11 protein-coding genes and 4 pseudogenes are annotated in these 15,555 nt (G+C 62.0%); 8 read left to right on the top strand and 7 right to left on the bottom strand.

Features of this window, described 5'->3' with window-relative positions; translation table 11 throughout:
* The first annotated feature begins 5 nt into the window (after positions 1–5).
* From D3879_RS14190 to D3879_RS14170, 4 genes and pseudogenes are all read left to right on the top strand, one after another.
* On the top strand, positions 6–380 hold the full coding sequence (locus D3879_RS14190) for an ACT domain-containing protein (RefSeq protein ID WP_238474251.1): 375 nt from the start codon (positions 6–8) through the stop codon (positions 378–380).
* Between the two features lie 5 nt (positions 381–385).
* Complete coding sequence (locus D3879_RS14185) at positions 386–985, top strand: LysE/ArgO family amino acid transporter (RefSeq protein WP_119954836.1); 600 nt, start codon at positions 386–388, stop codon at positions 983–985.
* 287 nt (positions 986–1,272) lie between these two features.
* Positions 1,273–1,854: a superoxide dismutase [Fe] gene (gene sodB, locus D3879_RS14175; RefSeq protein ID WP_119954838.1), complete on the top strand. Its 582-nt coding sequence runs from the start codon at positions 1,273–1,275 to the stop codon at positions 1,852–1,854.
* Positions 1,855–2,229: 375 nt separating this feature from the next.
* Positions 2,230–4,292, top strand: a pseudogene (locus D3879_RS14170) (putative bifunctional diguanylate cyclase/phosphodiesterase).
* A gap of 167 nt (positions 4,293–4,459) precedes the next feature.
* Here the strand turns inward: D3879_RS14170 and D3879_RS14165 are convergent.
* Both D3879_RS14165 and D3879_RS14160 read right to left on the bottom strand, forming a co-directional pair.
* Positions 4,460–5,350, bottom strand: a complete 891-nt coding sequence (locus D3879_RS14165) for a GIDE domain-containing protein (protein WP_119954980.1) — start codon at positions 5,348–5,350, stop codon at positions 4,460–4,462.
* A gap of 9 nt (positions 5,351–5,359) precedes the next feature.
* Positions 5,360–5,932: a LemA family protein gene (locus D3879_RS14160; protein WP_119954840.1), complete on the bottom strand. Its 573-nt coding sequence runs from the start codon at positions 5,930–5,932 to the stop codon at positions 5,360–5,362.
* Between the two features lie 201 nt (positions 5,933–6,133).
* Here D3879_RS14160 and D3879_RS14155 point away from each other — a divergent pair.
* Both D3879_RS14155 and D3879_RS27060 read left to right on the top strand, forming a co-directional pair.
* Positions 6,134–7,466 (top strand): annotated as a pseudogene (locus D3879_RS14155) (imelysin family protein).
* A 209-nt stretch (positions 7,467–7,675) separates the two neighbouring features.
* Positions 7,676–7,841: pseudogene (locus D3879_RS27060) on the top strand (di-heme oxidoredictase family protein); the annotation flags it as partial.
* Between the two features lie 29 nt (positions 7,842–7,870).
* Here D3879_RS27060 and D3879_RS14145 read toward each other — a convergent pair.
* Positions 7,871–8,299: pseudogene (locus D3879_RS14145) on the bottom strand (di-heme oxidoredictase family protein); the annotation flags it as partial.
* A gap of 165 nt (positions 8,300–8,464) precedes the next feature.
* Positions 8,465–9,799, bottom strand: a complete 1,335-nt coding sequence (locus D3879_RS14140) for an imelysin family protein (protein WP_119954841.1) — start codon at positions 9,797–9,799, stop codon at positions 8,465–8,467.
* Positions 9,800–10,000: 201 nt separating this feature from the next.
* Between D3879_RS14140 and D3879_RS14135 the strand changes: the two genes are divergently transcribed.
* Positions 10,001–10,573, top strand: a complete 573-nt coding sequence (locus tag D3879_RS14135; RefSeq protein ID WP_119954840.1) for a LemA family protein — start codon at positions 10,001–10,003, stop codon at positions 10,571–10,573.
* Between the two features lie 9 nt (positions 10,574–10,582).
* Positions 10,583–11,473, top strand: a complete 891-nt coding sequence (locus tag D3879_RS14130) for a GIDE domain-containing protein (RefSeq protein WP_119954980.1) — start codon at positions 10,583–10,585, stop codon at positions 11,471–11,473.
* A 168-nt stretch (positions 11,474–11,641) separates the two neighbouring features.
* Here the strand turns inward: D3879_RS14130 and D3879_RS14125 are convergent, their stop codons facing one another.
* The 3 genes from D3879_RS14125 to D3879_RS14110 all read right to left on the bottom strand — a co-directional run bounded on the left by D3879_RS14125 (position 11,642) and on the right by D3879_RS14110 (position 15,552).
* Positions 11,642–13,708 (bottom strand): putative bifunctional diguanylate cyclase/phosphodiesterase, encoded by a 2,067-nt coding sequence (locus D3879_RS14125; RefSeq protein ID WP_119954839.1) that lies wholly within the window; start codon positions 13,706–13,708, stop codon positions 11,642–11,644.
* Between the two features lie 375 nt (positions 13,709–14,083).
* Entirely contained in the window at positions 14,084–14,665 is a 582-nt protein-coding gene (gene sodB / locus D3879_RS14120) for a superoxide dismutase [Fe] (RefSeq protein ID WP_119954838.1), read from the bottom strand.
* A gap of 287 nt (positions 14,666–14,952) precedes the next feature.
* Positions 14,953–15,552, bottom strand: coding sequence for a LysE/ArgO family amino acid transporter (locus tag D3879_RS14110; RefSeq protein WP_119954836.1), 600 nt, complete (start codon positions 15,550–15,552; stop codon positions 14,953–14,955).
* Positions 15,553–15,555: the final 3 nt, after the last annotated feature.

Below are 15,555 nucleotides of genomic sequence, written 5' to 3'. Positions count from 1 at the left end.
CCCATCTGCTGCGCAGCATGAGCCCGCAACTGAACGCCGGCGACTATGTATTTTGCAGCGTTAACGACGAAAACCTGTTGGCGGGGGTTCAAGTACTGGGCAGCTTTCGCGAACGCGAGGGGCTGACGGTGATTCTCCAACGGCAGCAGGCCGAGCGCCTCGGCTTGCCGTTCGACTATATCGCCGCCTGGATCACCCTTACCGTGCATTCGGCGCTCAGCGCCGTGGGCCTGACCGCCGCCTTCGCCACCGCGCTGGCCATGGCCGGCATCAGTTGCAACGTGATCGCCGGTTACTACCACGACCATCTGTTCGTCGCACAGGCCGATGGCGAACGCGCCATCGACGTACTGCGCCAACTTGCAGCAGACGCGGAGTGACGGCCATGTGGCAAAGTTATCTGAATGGTTTGCTGGTGGCCGCCGGGCTGATCGTCGCCCTCGGCGCGCAGAACGCTTTTGTCCTGGCGCAGAGCCTGCGCCGCGAGCATCACCTGCCGGTGGCGGCACTCTGCGTGCTTTGTGATGCGCTGCTGGTTGCCGCCGGAGTGTTCGGCCTGGCCACTCTGCTCGCGCAGAATCCCGTGCTGCTGGGGATCGCCCGCTGGGGCGGCGCGGCCTTCCTGCTCTGGTATGGGGTCAAAGCCTTGCGCCGCGCCCTCAATCCGCAGGCCTTGAATGAAGCCGCCGGAGCCGGCCCCCGTTCGCGGCGGGCGGTGCTGCTGGCCGCCTTGGCTGTGACCCTGCTCAATCCGCATGTGTACCTGGATACCGTGCTACTGATCGGCTCACTCGGCGCCCAGCAAACCGTTCCCGGCGCCTATGCCCTGGGCGCCGCCAGCGCCTCCTTGCTCTGGTTTTTCACCCTGGCCCTCGGTGCGGCCTGGCTCGCGCCCTGGCTGGCCCGCCCCACGACCTGGCGCCTGCTCGATCTGAGCGTAGCGCTGATGATGTTTGCCGTAGCCGGGCAACTACTAACTGGCTGATGGGTCAGCTCGAGCCAGCACTCTAGGCTCTGTTGACGCAAGCGAACATGCCGCGACTCGCTTGCGTCAACAGAGCCTCGAGCCCTTGCGCCACGGCGAGGGCCCTGGCATCGGCTTCTTCACTCGGCCTGCACAGCCTTTTCCACACAGTTGTTGCGTGGTTATGCCACAGACCCAGTGCTATGATCCCGAGTCCACGGCGCAAAGAGTACAAACTCCCGCCGTATGTCTGGCCGCCCGTGAACGGCCTCGCGCTCACCGCACCTGACCTGAGTAGGAGATAGACCATGGCTTTCGAATTGCCACCGCTGCCGTACGCGAAAAACGCCCTCGAGCCGCACATTTCTGCTGAAACCCTGGAATACCATCACGACAAGCATCACAACGCCTACGTCGTGAACCTGAACAACCTGGTGCCAGGCACCGAGTTCGAAGGCAAAACCCTGGAAGAGATCGTCAAGACTTCTTCGGGCGGCATCTTCAACAACGCCGCACAAGTGTGGAACCACACCTTCTACTGGAACTGCATGGCGCCAAACGCCGGCGGCCAACCGACTGGCGCGCTGGCTGAAGCCATCAACGCTGCGTTCGGCTCCTTCGACAAGTTCAAGGAAGAGTTCAGCAAAACCTCCATCGGCACCTTCGGCTCCGGCTGGGGCTGGCTGGTGAAGAAAGCTGACGGCTCCCTGGCTCTGGCCAGCACCATCGGCGCCGGCTGCCCGCTGACCAGCGGCGACACCCCGCTGCTGACCTGTGACGTATGGGAACACGCTTACTACATCGACTACCGCAACCTGCGTCCGAAGTACGTTGAGGCGTTCTGGAACCTGGTCAACTGGGACTTCGTAGCGAAAAACTACGCAGCCTAAGAACCTATTCACGATCCAAGCGAGCGTAGCGGATCGTGAACAGGATCTAAGACCGGCCTCCAGGCCCAGAAGAACCCGGCATTCGCCGGGTTTTTTCGTATCTGCCCTGCTACTCCTTACGCCAGCAACCTTGCTGCGCGATCTCGTGCGACGCGCGCTGCTCGAGATGCGCGAAAGAAACCACCGAATGTCCTCAAGTCCAAGCACCGTCGCACCGACACAGTTAAAGAGATCGGACGTAAGCCGGCAGCGCACGCCACGGTCGCACTGCGATGGCACAACTGTGTTCATGGTAATGGCCCTTTGACTGCTTCCGCACGATTGCTAATACTCACACCGGTCTGACGGCTCTGGCCTCGAACAAGGAACGGTCATTTGAAGCTGGAACTCAAACACAGTTTGTCGCTGAAGCTGCTGCGCGTGGTGCTGCTCTCAGCACTGGTAGTTGGAGTGGTGCTGAGCTGCGGGCAAATCATGTTCGACGCGTACAAGACGCGCCAGGCGGTGGCCAACGATGCACAACGCATCCTCGACATGTTCCGTGACCCCTCGACTCAGGCGGTTTACAGCCTGGACCGGGAGATGGGCATGCAGGTCATCGAGGGCCTGTTCCAGAACGAATCCGTGCGTTTCGCCGCGATCGGCCATCCGAATGAACCGATGCTCGCGGAAAAGTCCCGCGACCTGATGAAGCGGCCCACGCGCTGGCTGACCGACCCGATTCTCGGCAATGAAGCCACCTTCACCACCCAACTGGTGGGCCGCAGCCCGTACAGCGAGTACTACGGCGACCTGACCATCACCCTCGACACTGCGCCCTACGGCGAGGATTTCGTCACCAGCTCGGTGGTCATCTTCATCTCCGGCGTGCTGCGCACTGGCCATGGGCTTGGTTCTCTATCTGGTCTACCACTGGCTGCTGACCAAGCCGCTGTCGAGGATCATCGAGCACTTGACCAACATCAATCCGGATCGCCCCAGCGAGCACAAGCTGCCGATGCTCAAGGGCAACGAGAAGAACGAACTGGGTCTGTGGATCAATACCGCAACCAGCTGCTCGCCTCCATCGAACGCAACACGCATTTACGCCGTGAGGCAGAAGACAGCCTGCAGCGCATGGCCCAATACGACTTCCTCACCGGCCTGCCTAATCGCCAACAACTGCAACAGCAGCTCAACCAGATTCTCAGCGATGCCGGCCGCCTGCAGCGCCGAGTGGCGGTACTCTGCGTCGGCCTGGACGATTTCAAAGGAATTAACGAGCAGTTCAGTTACCAGACCGGCGACCAGTTGCTGCTCGCCCTCTCTGACCGCCTGCGCAGCCACAGCGGTCGCCTCGGCGCCTTGGCGCGCCTGGGTGGCGATCAGTTCGCCCTGGTGCAAGCGGACATCGAACAGCCCTACGAAGCCGCCGAGCTGGCGCAAAGCGTGCTGGATGACCTGGAAGCGCCGTTCATGCTCGATCAGCAGGAAGTACGCCTGCGCGCCACAATCGGCATCACCCTGTTTCCGGAAGATGGCGACAGCACCGAGAAGCTGCTGCAGAAAGCCGAACAAACCATGACCCTGGCCAAGAGCCGCTCGCGTAACCGCTATCAGTTCTATATCGCCAGCGTCGACAGCGAAATGCGCCGCCGCCGCGAATTGGAGAAGGATCTGCGCGACGCCCTCGCCCAGGGCCAGTTGCATCTGGTCTACCAACCCCAGGTGGACTACCGCGATCATCGCGTGGTCGGCGTCGAGGCTCTGTTGCGCTGGCAGCATCCGCACCACGGCTTGGTGCGCCGGATCTGTTTATTCCGCTGGCCGAGCAGAACGGCAGCATCATCCCGATCGGCGAGTGGATTCTCGACCAGGCCTGCCGACAACTGCGCGAATGGCACGATCTGGGCTTTGTCGACCTGCGCATGGCGGTCAACCTCTCCACCGTGCAACTGCACCACGCAGAGCTGCCGCGGGTGGTGAACAACCTGCTGCAGGTCTACAGGCTACCGCCACGCAGCCTGGAACTGGAAGTCACCGAAACCGGCCTGATGGAAGACATCACCACCGCCGCCCAGCACCTGCTCAGCCTGCGCCGCTCCGGCGCACTGATCGCGATCGATGACTTCGGTACCGGCTACTCCTCGCTGAGTTACCTGAAGAGCCTGCCGCTGGACAAGATCAAGATCGACAAGAGCTTTGTACAGGACCTGCTAGACGACGAGGACGACGCGACCATCGTGCGCGCCATCATCCAGTTGGGTAAAAGCCTGGGCATGCAGGTCATCGCCGAAGGCGTGGAAACCCTCGAGCAAGAGACCTACATCATTGCCCAGGGCTGCCATGAGGGGCAGGGCTATCTGTACAGCAAGCCGTTGCCGGCTCGCGAGCTGACGCTGTTCCTGAAACAATCCCGCCGTCTCAGCAAGGCCAGCACTAACCCCGCCACACTCTGAACGCCGCACTAAGAACCGGCTCAAGCAGGTAGGGTGGATTAGCCGCGCAGCGGCGTAATCCACCAAACTGGGGGCTAGCGGCCAGTCGGTTCGCCGCAGACGGTGGAAGCCCCTCCGGGATTCCACCCTACTAATCTGCCCGCGCTTCGCGCCAACCGAGCTCGCGCTTAGAGAACCGTCCCTTCCAGCAGCCATGCCGTCCCCAGCGCGCCAAGCAGACACAACACAGCCCCCGCCGCGGCTTGCCAGCGGAACTGCCGGGCCATATCGTCCTCACCATAACTGGAAAGGATAAACGGCTGCGATTCCCGCGGCTGGGCCAGATGGTTCTGTGCCGGCTGTACGCTCACCTGCCGATGCCGATCCTCGGCTTCCAACTGCGCGGCCAGGCGCACGCGGTTCCATTCCCGCTCATCCAGCTGACCGTCGCGGTCGTTATCGAAGCGCTGCAAGAGACCAGCGAAGTCGCCCTTCCATTGACGGATCACGCTGCTCTGCGCGGCGCTCAAATCGAGGCCCTGACGACCACCACCAGAAGTGCGGAAATCGCCGATGGCATACAACGATTCGCCCACGTGGAGGCGCTCCTCGGTGTAGCGGTAATCTTTGCCGCTGGACAACCAGCCGCGTATCCCACCTTGGGCCAGGCCACGCGGGTGACGCAGGTTGCCCTTCCAGACCTCGCGCGTCGCCGGACGCACCTGCGCCCCCTGCGGATTGATCAGACAGTCTCCCGTCGCATCGGCCAGCCGCAACCAAGCTTCGCTGCTACCGCTCTCGACCGGGCGCCATGAGCGCCCCTTGCCGTTGCTACTGTATTCCTCGATTCTGAAGCGCCACCACAAGCAAGGTTTACCCGTCAGCGGGCCATAGATCAGCGTCTCCGGCACCGGCTCCAGCACACCGTAAAACTCGACATAGCCCTGCGCCGCCGAACGGATCTTCGAGGTCGGGGTATCCAGCAAATGGCGAGCTTCGGCCAAGCGCCGCAAGCACCACCAGGCGCCTCCCGCACAGGCGCCGACGCTGAATGCCAGACCGAACGCCAGCTCTTGAATCTCCACGGCTTAACCGAACAAGGCTTTGAGGTCGACGTCGGCCTTTTCGGCCTCGCTGAACTCCAGCAATTCGGCCGCCTTGAAGCCGAACAGGCCGGCGATGATCAAGTCGGGAAACTGCTCGATGCGCACGTTGTTCAGGTTGACCGTTTCGTTGTACAGCTCACGCCGATCGGCGATGCCGTTCTCCAGGCCACTGATGCGCTGCTGGAGAAATTGGAAGCTCTCGTTGGCTTTCAGCTGCGGATAGTTCTCGGCCAAGGCGAACAACTGACCAAGCCCCGCACGCAGGCCGCTTTCCGCCAACCCCAGGGCACCCACATCGCCCTTCTCGCGGGCGCTGGCCACCGCGTTACGGGCGCGGATCACCTGCTCCAGGGTGCTGCGTTCGTGCTGCATGTACTGCTTGCAGGTCTCCACCAGCTTGGGTAACTCATCGTGGCGCTGCTTGAGCAGTACCTCGATATTCGCCCAGGCCTTGCTCACCCCATGCTTCAGGCGCACCAAGCCGTTGTAGAGAATCACCGCGTAAGCGGCGAGAAGGAACAGAACAACCAAGACGGCGACGCTGGTCAGGCTCATGCAGGCTTCTCCATAAGGACTGCGGGTAAGGATGCCGGCATTCTAGCGGCACTGCGCAGCACCGAGCAGAGCTGACGCACGCTATGGAAGAACAATTAGGAGCGCTCGCCCTTTGCACAAAATGCAAATCTTTCGCATTATGTTGTGGTTTTACGTGCGCCGCGCGCACCGTTCTCACCTCTCGACGCAAAGGACTTCGCCATGATTCGTATGCCCCTGGCCACCGCCAGCCTGCTGGCCATTGCTATTTCTCTCGCCGGTTGTGGCGAAGACAAAGCCCCAGCAACCCAAGCGGCGGCGCCAGCTGCCAGCAGCACAGCCACTCCAGCAGCAAGCGCCGGCAAGCTCGATGAAACAGCCGCCAAGGCGGTGGTCAACCATTACGCCGACGTCGCCCTGGCCGTGTTCACCGACGCTGCCATCACCGGCAAAGCGCTGCAAACCGCAGTGGACGCCCTGCTCGCCAAACCGAGTGACGCGACGTTGAAAGCCGCCCGCGAAGCCTGGCTGGCCGCCCGCGTGGCCTACATGCAGAGCGAAGTGTTTCGCTTCGGCAACCCGGTGGTGGATGACTGGGAAGGCCAACTGAACGCCTGGCCGCTGGACGAAGGCCTGATCGACTATGTAGCCGCCGACACCCCACACGCGCAGGGCAACCCTGGTGCTACCGCCAACATCATCGCCAACACCCAGATCCAGGTCGGCGAAGACAAGCTCGACGTCACGGAAATTACCGGTGAGAAACTGGCCAGCCTGAACGAGTTGGGCGGTTCCGAAGCCAACGTCGCCACCGGCTACCACGCCATCGAATTCCTGCTCTGGGGCCAAGACCTGCATGGCACCGGCCCTGGTGCTGGCGAACGCCTTGCGAGCGACTACGCCACCGGCAAAGACTGCACCAATGGCCACTGCGACCGCCGCAGCGCCTACCTGAAAGCCGCCACCGACCTGCTGGTCAAAGATCTGGACGGCATGGTCGAGCAGTGGAAAGCCGGCGTTGCCGACAACTACCGCGCCACGCTGGTAGCCGATACTGCCGAGAATGGTCTGCGTAAAATGCTCTTTGGCATGGGCAGCCTGTCGCTCGGCGAACTGGCTGGCGAGCGCATGAAAGTCGCCCTGGAAGCCAACTCCACGGAAGACGAACATGACTGCTTCAGCGACAACACGCACAACTCGCACTTCTACAACGGCAAGGGTATCCGCAACGTTTACCTGGGCGAATACAAGCGCATCAACGGCATCGTCCTGAATGGCCCGAGCCTGTCGTCCCTGGTGGCCAAAGTCGACCCGGCCACCGACGCCACCCTGAAAGCCGATCTGACCGCCACCGAAGGCAAGCTGCAAGCCCTGGTGGACAGCGCCAACAACGGCCAGCACTTCGATCAACTGATCGCCGCCGACAACAGCGCCGGCCAGCAGATCGTGCGTGATGCCATCAGCGCCCTGGTCAAACAGACCGCGGCGATCGAACAGGCCGCGAGCAAACTGGGCATCAGCGACCTGAACCGGACACCGCGACCACCAGTTCTAACAGTCGGCAAGACCGAAACGGATGTGGCTGTGGCCGCATCCGTTTTTTTCGCCTGGACTTAATGCGCGACATTTCGCCCACCCAGTAAACGCTAATCCCTCTTATTCGAATTCCCTTAGCCTGATAAGCTTGCGCGCCTGATTCCGTGTCTGGATCGTTGCCAATGCCCGCCTGTTTTCTCTCCTGCCCTTACTGCTACTGGCGCTTGCCTGGCCTCGTGCGATGACGCACCACGTTTCAGCCAACCGAACCCGGCGAAGCCCTGTCCGCCGGCAGCACCACCTGCGCAAAAGCGATCACAACGCCTTCTCCAGCCCTCGCGAATCTCTCGCCGCTGCGCCGCTGGACTTCAGCGTCGGCAACAGCTTCTTCCGCAAAGACCACTAATCAAACCAATTGCCGTGCACTACACCGTGGCGCTGGAGGATTTGCGCCTGCTCGGCGCTGGCGGGAATCGACAGGCGTACCAGCATCGACACCGCATTGACGGCATCGGCGGTCGGCGGGTGGCCGCGGCCGTCCTTGATATGGCAGCCCTGGCAAGAGTTGGTGTTGAACAGCGGGCCGAGGCCATCGCGAGCAATAGTGGTCGACGGAGCGATGACCCACGGGTTGCGGAAGAAGCTGTTGCCGACGCTGAAGTCCAGCCGGCGCAGCGGCGAGAGATTCGCGGAGGGCTGGGAGAAGGCGTTGTGATCGCTTTTGCGCACGGTGGTGCTGCCGGCGGACAGGGCTTCGCCGGGTTCGGCTTGGCTGAAACGTGGTGCGTCATCGCACGAGGCCAGGCCAAGCGCCAGTAGCAGTAAGGGCAGGAGAGAAAACAGGCGGGGCATTGGCAACGATCCAGACCACGGAATCAGGCGCGCAAGCTTATCAGGCTAAGGGAATTCGAATAAGAGGGATTAGCGTTTACTGGGTGGGCGAAATGTCGCGCATTAAGTCCAGGCGAAAAAAAACGGATGCGGCCACAGCCACATCCGTTTCGGTCTTGCCGACTGTTAGAACTGGTGGTCGGCGGTGTCCGGGTTCAGGTCGCTGATGCCCAGTTTGCTCGCGGCCTGTTCGATCGCCGCGGTCTGTTTGACCAGGGCGCTGATGGCATCACGCACGATCTGCTGGCCGGCGCTGTTGTCGGCGGCGATCAGTTGATCGAAGTGCTGGCCGTTGTTGGCGCTGTCCACCAGGGCTTGCAGCTTGCCTTCGGTGGCGGTCAGATCGGCTTTCAGGGTGGCGTCGGTGGCCGGGTCGACTTTGGCCACCAGGGACGACAGGCTCGGGCCATTCAGGACGATGCCGTTGATGCGCTTGTATTCGCCCAGGTAAACGTTGCGGATACCCTTGCCGTTGTAGAAGTGCGAGTTGTGCGTGTTGTCGCTGAAGCAGTCATGTTCGTCTTCCGTGGAGTTGGCTTCCAGGGCGACTTTCATGCGCTCGCCAGCCAGTTCGCCGAGCGACAGGCTGCCCATGCCAAAGAGCATTTTACGCAGACCATTCTCGGCAGTATCGGCTACCAGCGTGGCGCGGTAGTTGTCGGCAACGCCGGCTTTCCACTGCTCGACCATGCCGTCCAGATCTTTGACCAGCAGGTCGGTGGCGGCTTTCAGGTAGGCGCTGCGGCGGTCGCAGTGGCCATTGGTGCAGTCTTTGCCGGTGGCGTAGTCGCTCGCAAGGCGTTCGCCAGCACCAGGGCCGGTGCCATGCAGGTCTTGGCCCCAGAGCAGGAATTCGATGGCGTGGTAGCCGGTGGCGACGTTGGCTTCGGAACCGCCCAACTCGTTCAGGCTGGCCAGTTTCTCACCGGTAATTTCCGTGACGTCGAGCTTGTCTTCGCCGACCTGGATCTGGGTGTTGGCGATGATGTTGGCGGTAGCACCAGGGTTGCCCTGCGCGTGTGGGGTGTCGGCGGCTACATAGTCGATCAGGCCTTCGTCCAGCGGCCAGGCGTTCAGTTGGCCTTCCCAGTCATCCACCACCGGGTTGCCGAAGCGAAACACTTCGCTCTGCATGTAGGCCACGCGGGCGGCCAGCCAGGCTTCGCGGGCGGCTTTCAACGTCGCGTCACTCGGTTTGGCGAGCAGGGCGTCCACTGCGGTTTGCAGCGCTTTGCCGGTGATGGCAGCGTCGGTGAACACGGCCAGGGCGACGTCGGCGTAATGGTTGACCACCGCCTTGGCGGCTGTTTCATCGAGCTTGCCGGCGCTTGCTGCTGGAGTGGCTGTGCTGCTGGCAGCTGGCGCCGCCGCTTGGGTTGCTGGGGCTTTGTCTTCGCCACAACCGGCGAGAGAAATAGCAATGGCCAGCAGGCTGGCGGTGGCCAGGGGCATACGAATCATGGCGAAGTCCTTTGCGTCGAGAGGTGAGAACGGTGCGCGCGGCGCACGTAAAACCACAACATAATGCGAAAGATTTGCATTTTGTGCAAAGGGCGAGCGCTCCTAATTGTTCTTCCATAGCGTGCGTCAGCTCTGCTCGGTGCTGCGCAGTGCCGCTAGAATGCCGGCATCCTTACCCGCAGTCCTTATGGAGAAGCCTGCATGAGCCTGACCAGCGTCGCCGTCTTGGTTGTTCTGTTCCTTCTCGCCGCTTACGCGGTGATTCTCTACAACGGCTTGGTGCGCCTGAAGCATGGGGTGAGCAAGGCCTGGGCGAATATCGAGGTACTGCTCAAGCAGCGCCACGATGAGTTACCCAAGCTGGTGGAGACCTGCAAGCAGTACATGCAGCACGAACGCAGCACCCTGGAGCAGGTGATCCGCGCCCGTAACGCGGTGGCCAGCGCCCGCGAGAAGGGCGATGTGGGTGCCCTGGGGTTGGCGGAAAGCGGCCTGCGTGCGGGGCTTGGTCAGTTGTTCGCCTTGGCCGAGAACTATCCGCAGCTGAAAGCCAACGAGAGCTTCCAATTTCTCCAGCAGCGCATCAGTGGCCTGGAGAACGGCATCGCCGATCGGCGTGAGCTGTACAACGAAACGGTCAACCTGAACAACGTGCGCATCGAGCAGTTTCCCGACTTGATCATCGCCGGCCTGTTCGGCTTCAAGGCGGCCGAATTGCTGGAGTTCAGCGAGGCCGAAAAGGCCGACGTCGACCTCAAAGCCTTGTTCGGTTAAGCCGTGGAGATTCAAGAGCTGGCGTTCGGTCTGGCATTCAGCGTCGGCGCCTGTGCGGGAGGCGCCTGGTGGTGCTTGCGGCGCTTGGCCGAAGCTCGCCATTTGCTGGATACCCCGACCTCGAAGATCCGTTCGGCGGCGCAGGGCTATGTCGAGTTTTACGGTGTGCTGGAGCCGGTGCCGGAGACGCTGATCTATGGCCCGCTGACGGGTAAACCTTGCTTGTGGTGGCGCTTCAGAATCGAGGAATACAGTAGCAACGGCAAGGGGCGCTCATGGCGCCCGGTCGAGAGCGGTAGCAGCGAAGCTTGGTTGCGGCTGGCCGATGCGACGGGAGACTGTCTGATCAATCCGCAGGGGGCGCAGGTGCGTCCGGCGACGCGCGAGGTCTGGAAGGGCAACCTGCGTCACCCGCGTGGCCTGGCCCAAGGTGGGATACGCGGCTGGTTGTCCAGCGGCAAAGATTACCGCTACACCGAGGAGCGCCTCCACGTGGGCGAATCGTTGTATGCCATCGGCGATTTCCGCACTTCTGGTGGTGGTCGTCAGGGCCTCGATTTGAGCGCCGCGCAGAGCAGCGTGATCCGTCAATGGAAGGGCGACTTCGCTGGTCTCTTGCAGCGCTTCGATAACGACCGCGACGGTCAGCTGGATGAGCGGGAATGGAACCGCGTGCGCCTGGCCGCGCAGTTGGAAGCCGAGGATCGGCATCGGCAGGTGAGCGTACAGCCGGCACAGAACCATCTGGCCCAGCCGCGGGAATCGCAGCCGTTTATCCTTTCCAGTTATGGTGAGGACGATATGGCCCGGCAGTTCCGCTGGCAAGCCGCGGCGGGGGCTGTGTTGTGTCTGCTTGGCGCGCTGGGGACGGCATGGCTGCTGGAAGGGACGGTTCTCTAAGCGCGAGCTCGGTTGGCGCGAAGCGCGGGCAGATTAGTAGGGTGGAATCCCCGGAGGGGCTTCCACCGTCTGCGGCGAACCGACTGGCCGCTAGCCCCCAGTTTGGTGGATTACGCCGCTGCGCGGCTAATCCACCCTACCTGCTTGAGCCGGTTCTTAGTGCGGCGTTCAGAGTGTGGCGGGGTTAGTGCTGGCCTTGCTGAGACGGCGGGATTGTTTCAGGAACAGCGTCAGCTCGCGAGCCGGCAACGGCTTGCTGTACAGATAGCCCTGCCCCTCATGGCAGCCCTGGGCAATGATGTAGGTCTCTTGCTCGAGGGTTTCCACGCCTTCGGCGATGACCTGCATGCCCAGGCTTTTACCCAACTGGATGATGGCGCGCACGATGGTCGCGTCGTCCTCGTCGTCTAGCAGGTCCTGTACAAAGCTCTTGTCGATCTTGATCTTGTCCAGCGGCAGGCTCTTCAGGTAACTCAGCGAGGAGTAGCCGGTACCGAAGTCATCGATCGCGATCAGTGCGCCGGAGCGGCGCAGGCTGAGCAGGTGCTGGGCGGCGGTGGTGATGTCTTCCATCAGGCCGGTTTCGGTGACTTCCAGTTCCAGGCTGCGTGGCGGTAGCCTGTAGACCTGCAGCAGGTTGTTCACCACCCGCGGCAGCTCTGCGTGGTGCAGTTGCACGGTGGAGAGGTTGACCGCCATGCGCAGGTCGACAAAGCCCAGATCGTGCCATTCGCGCAGTTGTCGGCAGGCCTGGTCGAGAATCCACTCGCCGATCGGGATGATGCTGCCGTTCTGCTCGGCCAGCGGAATAAACAGATCCGGCGGCACCAAGCCGTGGTGCGGATGCTGCCAGCGCAACAGAGCCTCGACGCCGACCACGCGATGATCGCGGTAGTCCACCTGGGGTTGGTAGACCAGATGCAACTGGCCCTGGGCGAGGGCGTCGCGCAGATCCTTCTCCAATTCGCGGCGGCGGCGCATTTCGCTGTCGACGCTGGCGATATAGAACTGATAGCGGTTACGCGAGCGGCTCTTGGCCAGGGTCATGGTTTGTTCGGCTTTCTGCAGCAGCTTCTCGGTGCTGTCGCCATCTTCCGGAAACAGGGTGATGCCGATTGTGGCGCGCAGGCGTACTTCCTGCTGATCGAGCATGAACGGCGCTTCCAGGTCATCCAGCACGCTTTGCGCCAGCTCGGCGGCTTCGTAGGGCTGTTCGATGTCCGCTTGCACCAGGGCGAACTGATCGCCACCCAGGCGCGCCAAGGCGCCGAGGCGACCGCTGTGGCTGCGCAGGCGGTCAGAGAGGGCGAGCAGCAACTGGTCGCCGGTCTGGTAACTGAACTGCTCGTTAATTCCTTTGAAATCGTCCAGGCCGACGCAGAGTACCGCCACTCGGCGCTGCAGGCGGCCGGCATCGCTGAGAATCTGGTTGAGCTGCTGTTGCAGTTGTTGGCGATTAGGCAGGCCGGTGAGGAAGTCGTATTGGGCCATGCGCTGCAGGCTGTCTTCTGCCTCACGGCGTAAATGCGTGTTGCGTTCGATGGAGGCGAGCAGCTGGTTGGCGGTATTGATCCACAGACCCAGTTCGTTCTTCTCGTTGCCCTTGAGCATCGGCAGCTTGTGCTCGCTGGGGCGATCCGGATTGATGTTGGTCAAGTGCTCGATGATCCTCGACAGCGGCTTGGTCAGCAGCCAGTGGTAGACCAGATAGAGAACCAAGCCCATGGCCAGTGCGCGCAGCACGCCGGAGATGAAGATGACCACCGAGCTGGTGACGAAATCCTCGCCGTAGGGCGCAGTGTCGAGGGTGATGGTCAGGTCGCCGTAGTACTCGCTGTACGGGCTGCGGCCCACCAGTTGGGTGGTGAAGGTGGCTTCATTGCCGAGAATCGGGTCGGTCAGCCAGCGCGTGGGCCGCTTCATCAGGTCGCGGGACTTTTCCGCGAGCATCGGTTCATTCGGATGGCCGATCGCGGCGAAACGCACGGATTCGTTCTGGAACAGGCCCTCGATGACCTGCATGCCCATCTCCCGGTCCAGGCTGTAAACCGCCTGAGTCGAGGGGTCACGGAACATGTCGAGGATGCGTTGTGCATCGTTGGCCACCGCCTGGCGCGTCTTGTACGCGTCGAACATGATTTGCCCGCAGCTCAGCACCACTCCAACTACCAGTGCTGAGAGCAGCACCACGCGCAGCAGCTTCAGCGACAAACTGTGTTTGAGTTCCAGCTTCAAATGACCGTTCCTTGTTCGAGGCCAGAGCCGTCAGACCGGTGTGAGTATTAGCAATCGTGCGGAAGCAGTCAAAGGGCCATTACCATGAACACAGTTGTGCCATCGCAGTGCGACCGTGGCGTGCGCTGCCGGCTTACGTCCGATCTCTTTAACTGTGTCGGTGCGACGGTGCTTGGACTTGAGGACATTCGGTGGTTTCTTTCGCGCATCTCGAGCAGCGCGCGTCGCACGAGATCGCGCAGCAAGGTTGCTGGCGTAAGGAGTAGCAGGGCAGATACGAAAAAACCCGGCGAATGCCGGGTTCTTCTGGGCCTGGAGGCCGGTCTTAGATCCTGTTCACGATCCGCTACGCTCGCTTGGATCGTGAATAGGTTCTTAGGCTGCGTAGTTTTTCGCTACGAAGTCCCAGTTGACCAGGTTCCAGAACGCCTCAACGTACTTCGGACGCAGGTTGCGGTAGTCGATGTAGTAAGCGTGTTCCCATACGTCACAGGTCAGCAGCGGGGTGTCGCCGCTGGTCAGCGGGCAGCCGGCGCCGATGGTGCTGGCCAGAGCCAGGGAGCCGTCAGCTTTCTTCACCAGCCAGCCCCAGCCGGAGCCGAAGGTGCCGATGGAGGTTTTGCTGAACTCTTCCTTGAACTTGTCGAAGGAGCCGAACGCAGCGTTGATGGCTTCAGCCAGCGCGCCAGTCGGTTGGCCGCCGGCGTTTGGCGCCATGCAGTTCCAGTAGAAGGTGTGGTTCCACACTTGTGCGGCGTTGTTGAAGATGCCGCCCGAAGAAGTCTTGACGATCTCTTCCAGGGTTTTGCCTTCGAACTCGGTGCCTGGCACCAGGTTGTTCAGGTTCACGACGTAGGCGTTGTGATGCTTGTCGTGATGGTATTCCAGGGTTTCAGCAGAAATGTGCGGCTCGAGGGCGTTTTTCGCGTACGGCAGCGGTGGCAATTCGAAAGCCATGGTCTATCTCCTACTCAGGTCAGGTGCGGTGAGCGCGAGGCCGTTCACGGGCGGCCAGACATACGGCGGGAGTTTGTACTCTTTGCGCCGTGGACTCGGGATCATAGCACTGGGTCTGTGGCATAACCACGCAACAACTGTGTGGAAAAGGCTGTGCAGGCCGAGTGAAGAAGCCGATGCCAGGGCCCTCGCCGTGGCGCAAGGGCTCGAGGCTCTGTTGACGCAAGCGAGTCGCGGCATGTTCGCTTGCGTCAACAGAGCCTAGAGTGCTGGCTCGAGCTGACCCATCAGCCAGTTAGTAGTTGCCCGGCTACGGCAAACATCATCAGCGCTACGCTCAGATCGAGCAGGCGCCAGGTCGTGGGGCGGGCCAGCCAGGGCGCGAGCCAGGCCGCACCGAGGGCCAGGGTGAAAAACCAGAGCAAGGAGGCGCTGGCGGCGCCCAGGGCATAGGCGCCGGGAACGGTTTGCTGGGCGCCGAGTGAGCCGATCAGTAGCACGGTATCCAGGTACACATGCGGATTGAGCAGGGTCACAGCCAAGGCGGCCAGCAGCACCGCCCGCCGCGAACGGGGGCCGGCTCCGGCGGCTTCATTCAAGGCCTGCGGATTGAGGGCGCGGCGCAAGGCTTTGACCCCATACCAGAGCAGGAAGGCCGCGCCGCCCCAGCGGGCGATCCCCAGCAGCACGGGATTCTGCGCGAGCAGAGTGGCCAGGCCGAACACTCCGGCGGCAACCAGCAGCGCATCACAAAGCACGCAGAGTGCCGCCACCGGCAGGTGATGCTCGCGGCGCAGGCTCTGCGCCAGGACAAAAGCGTTCTGCGCGCCGAGGGCGACGATCAGCCCGGCGGCCACCAGCAAACCATTCAGATAACTTTGCCACATGGC

This window comes from Pseudomonas cavernicola (genome assembly GCF_003596405.1).
Taxonomy (GTDB): domain Bacteria; phylum Pseudomonadota; class Gammaproteobacteria; order Pseudomonadales; family Pseudomonadaceae; genus Aquipseudomonas; species Aquipseudomonas cavernicola.
Note: the sequence above shows the minus strand (reverse complement) of the source record. Positions and strands in the feature narration are given on the sequence as shown.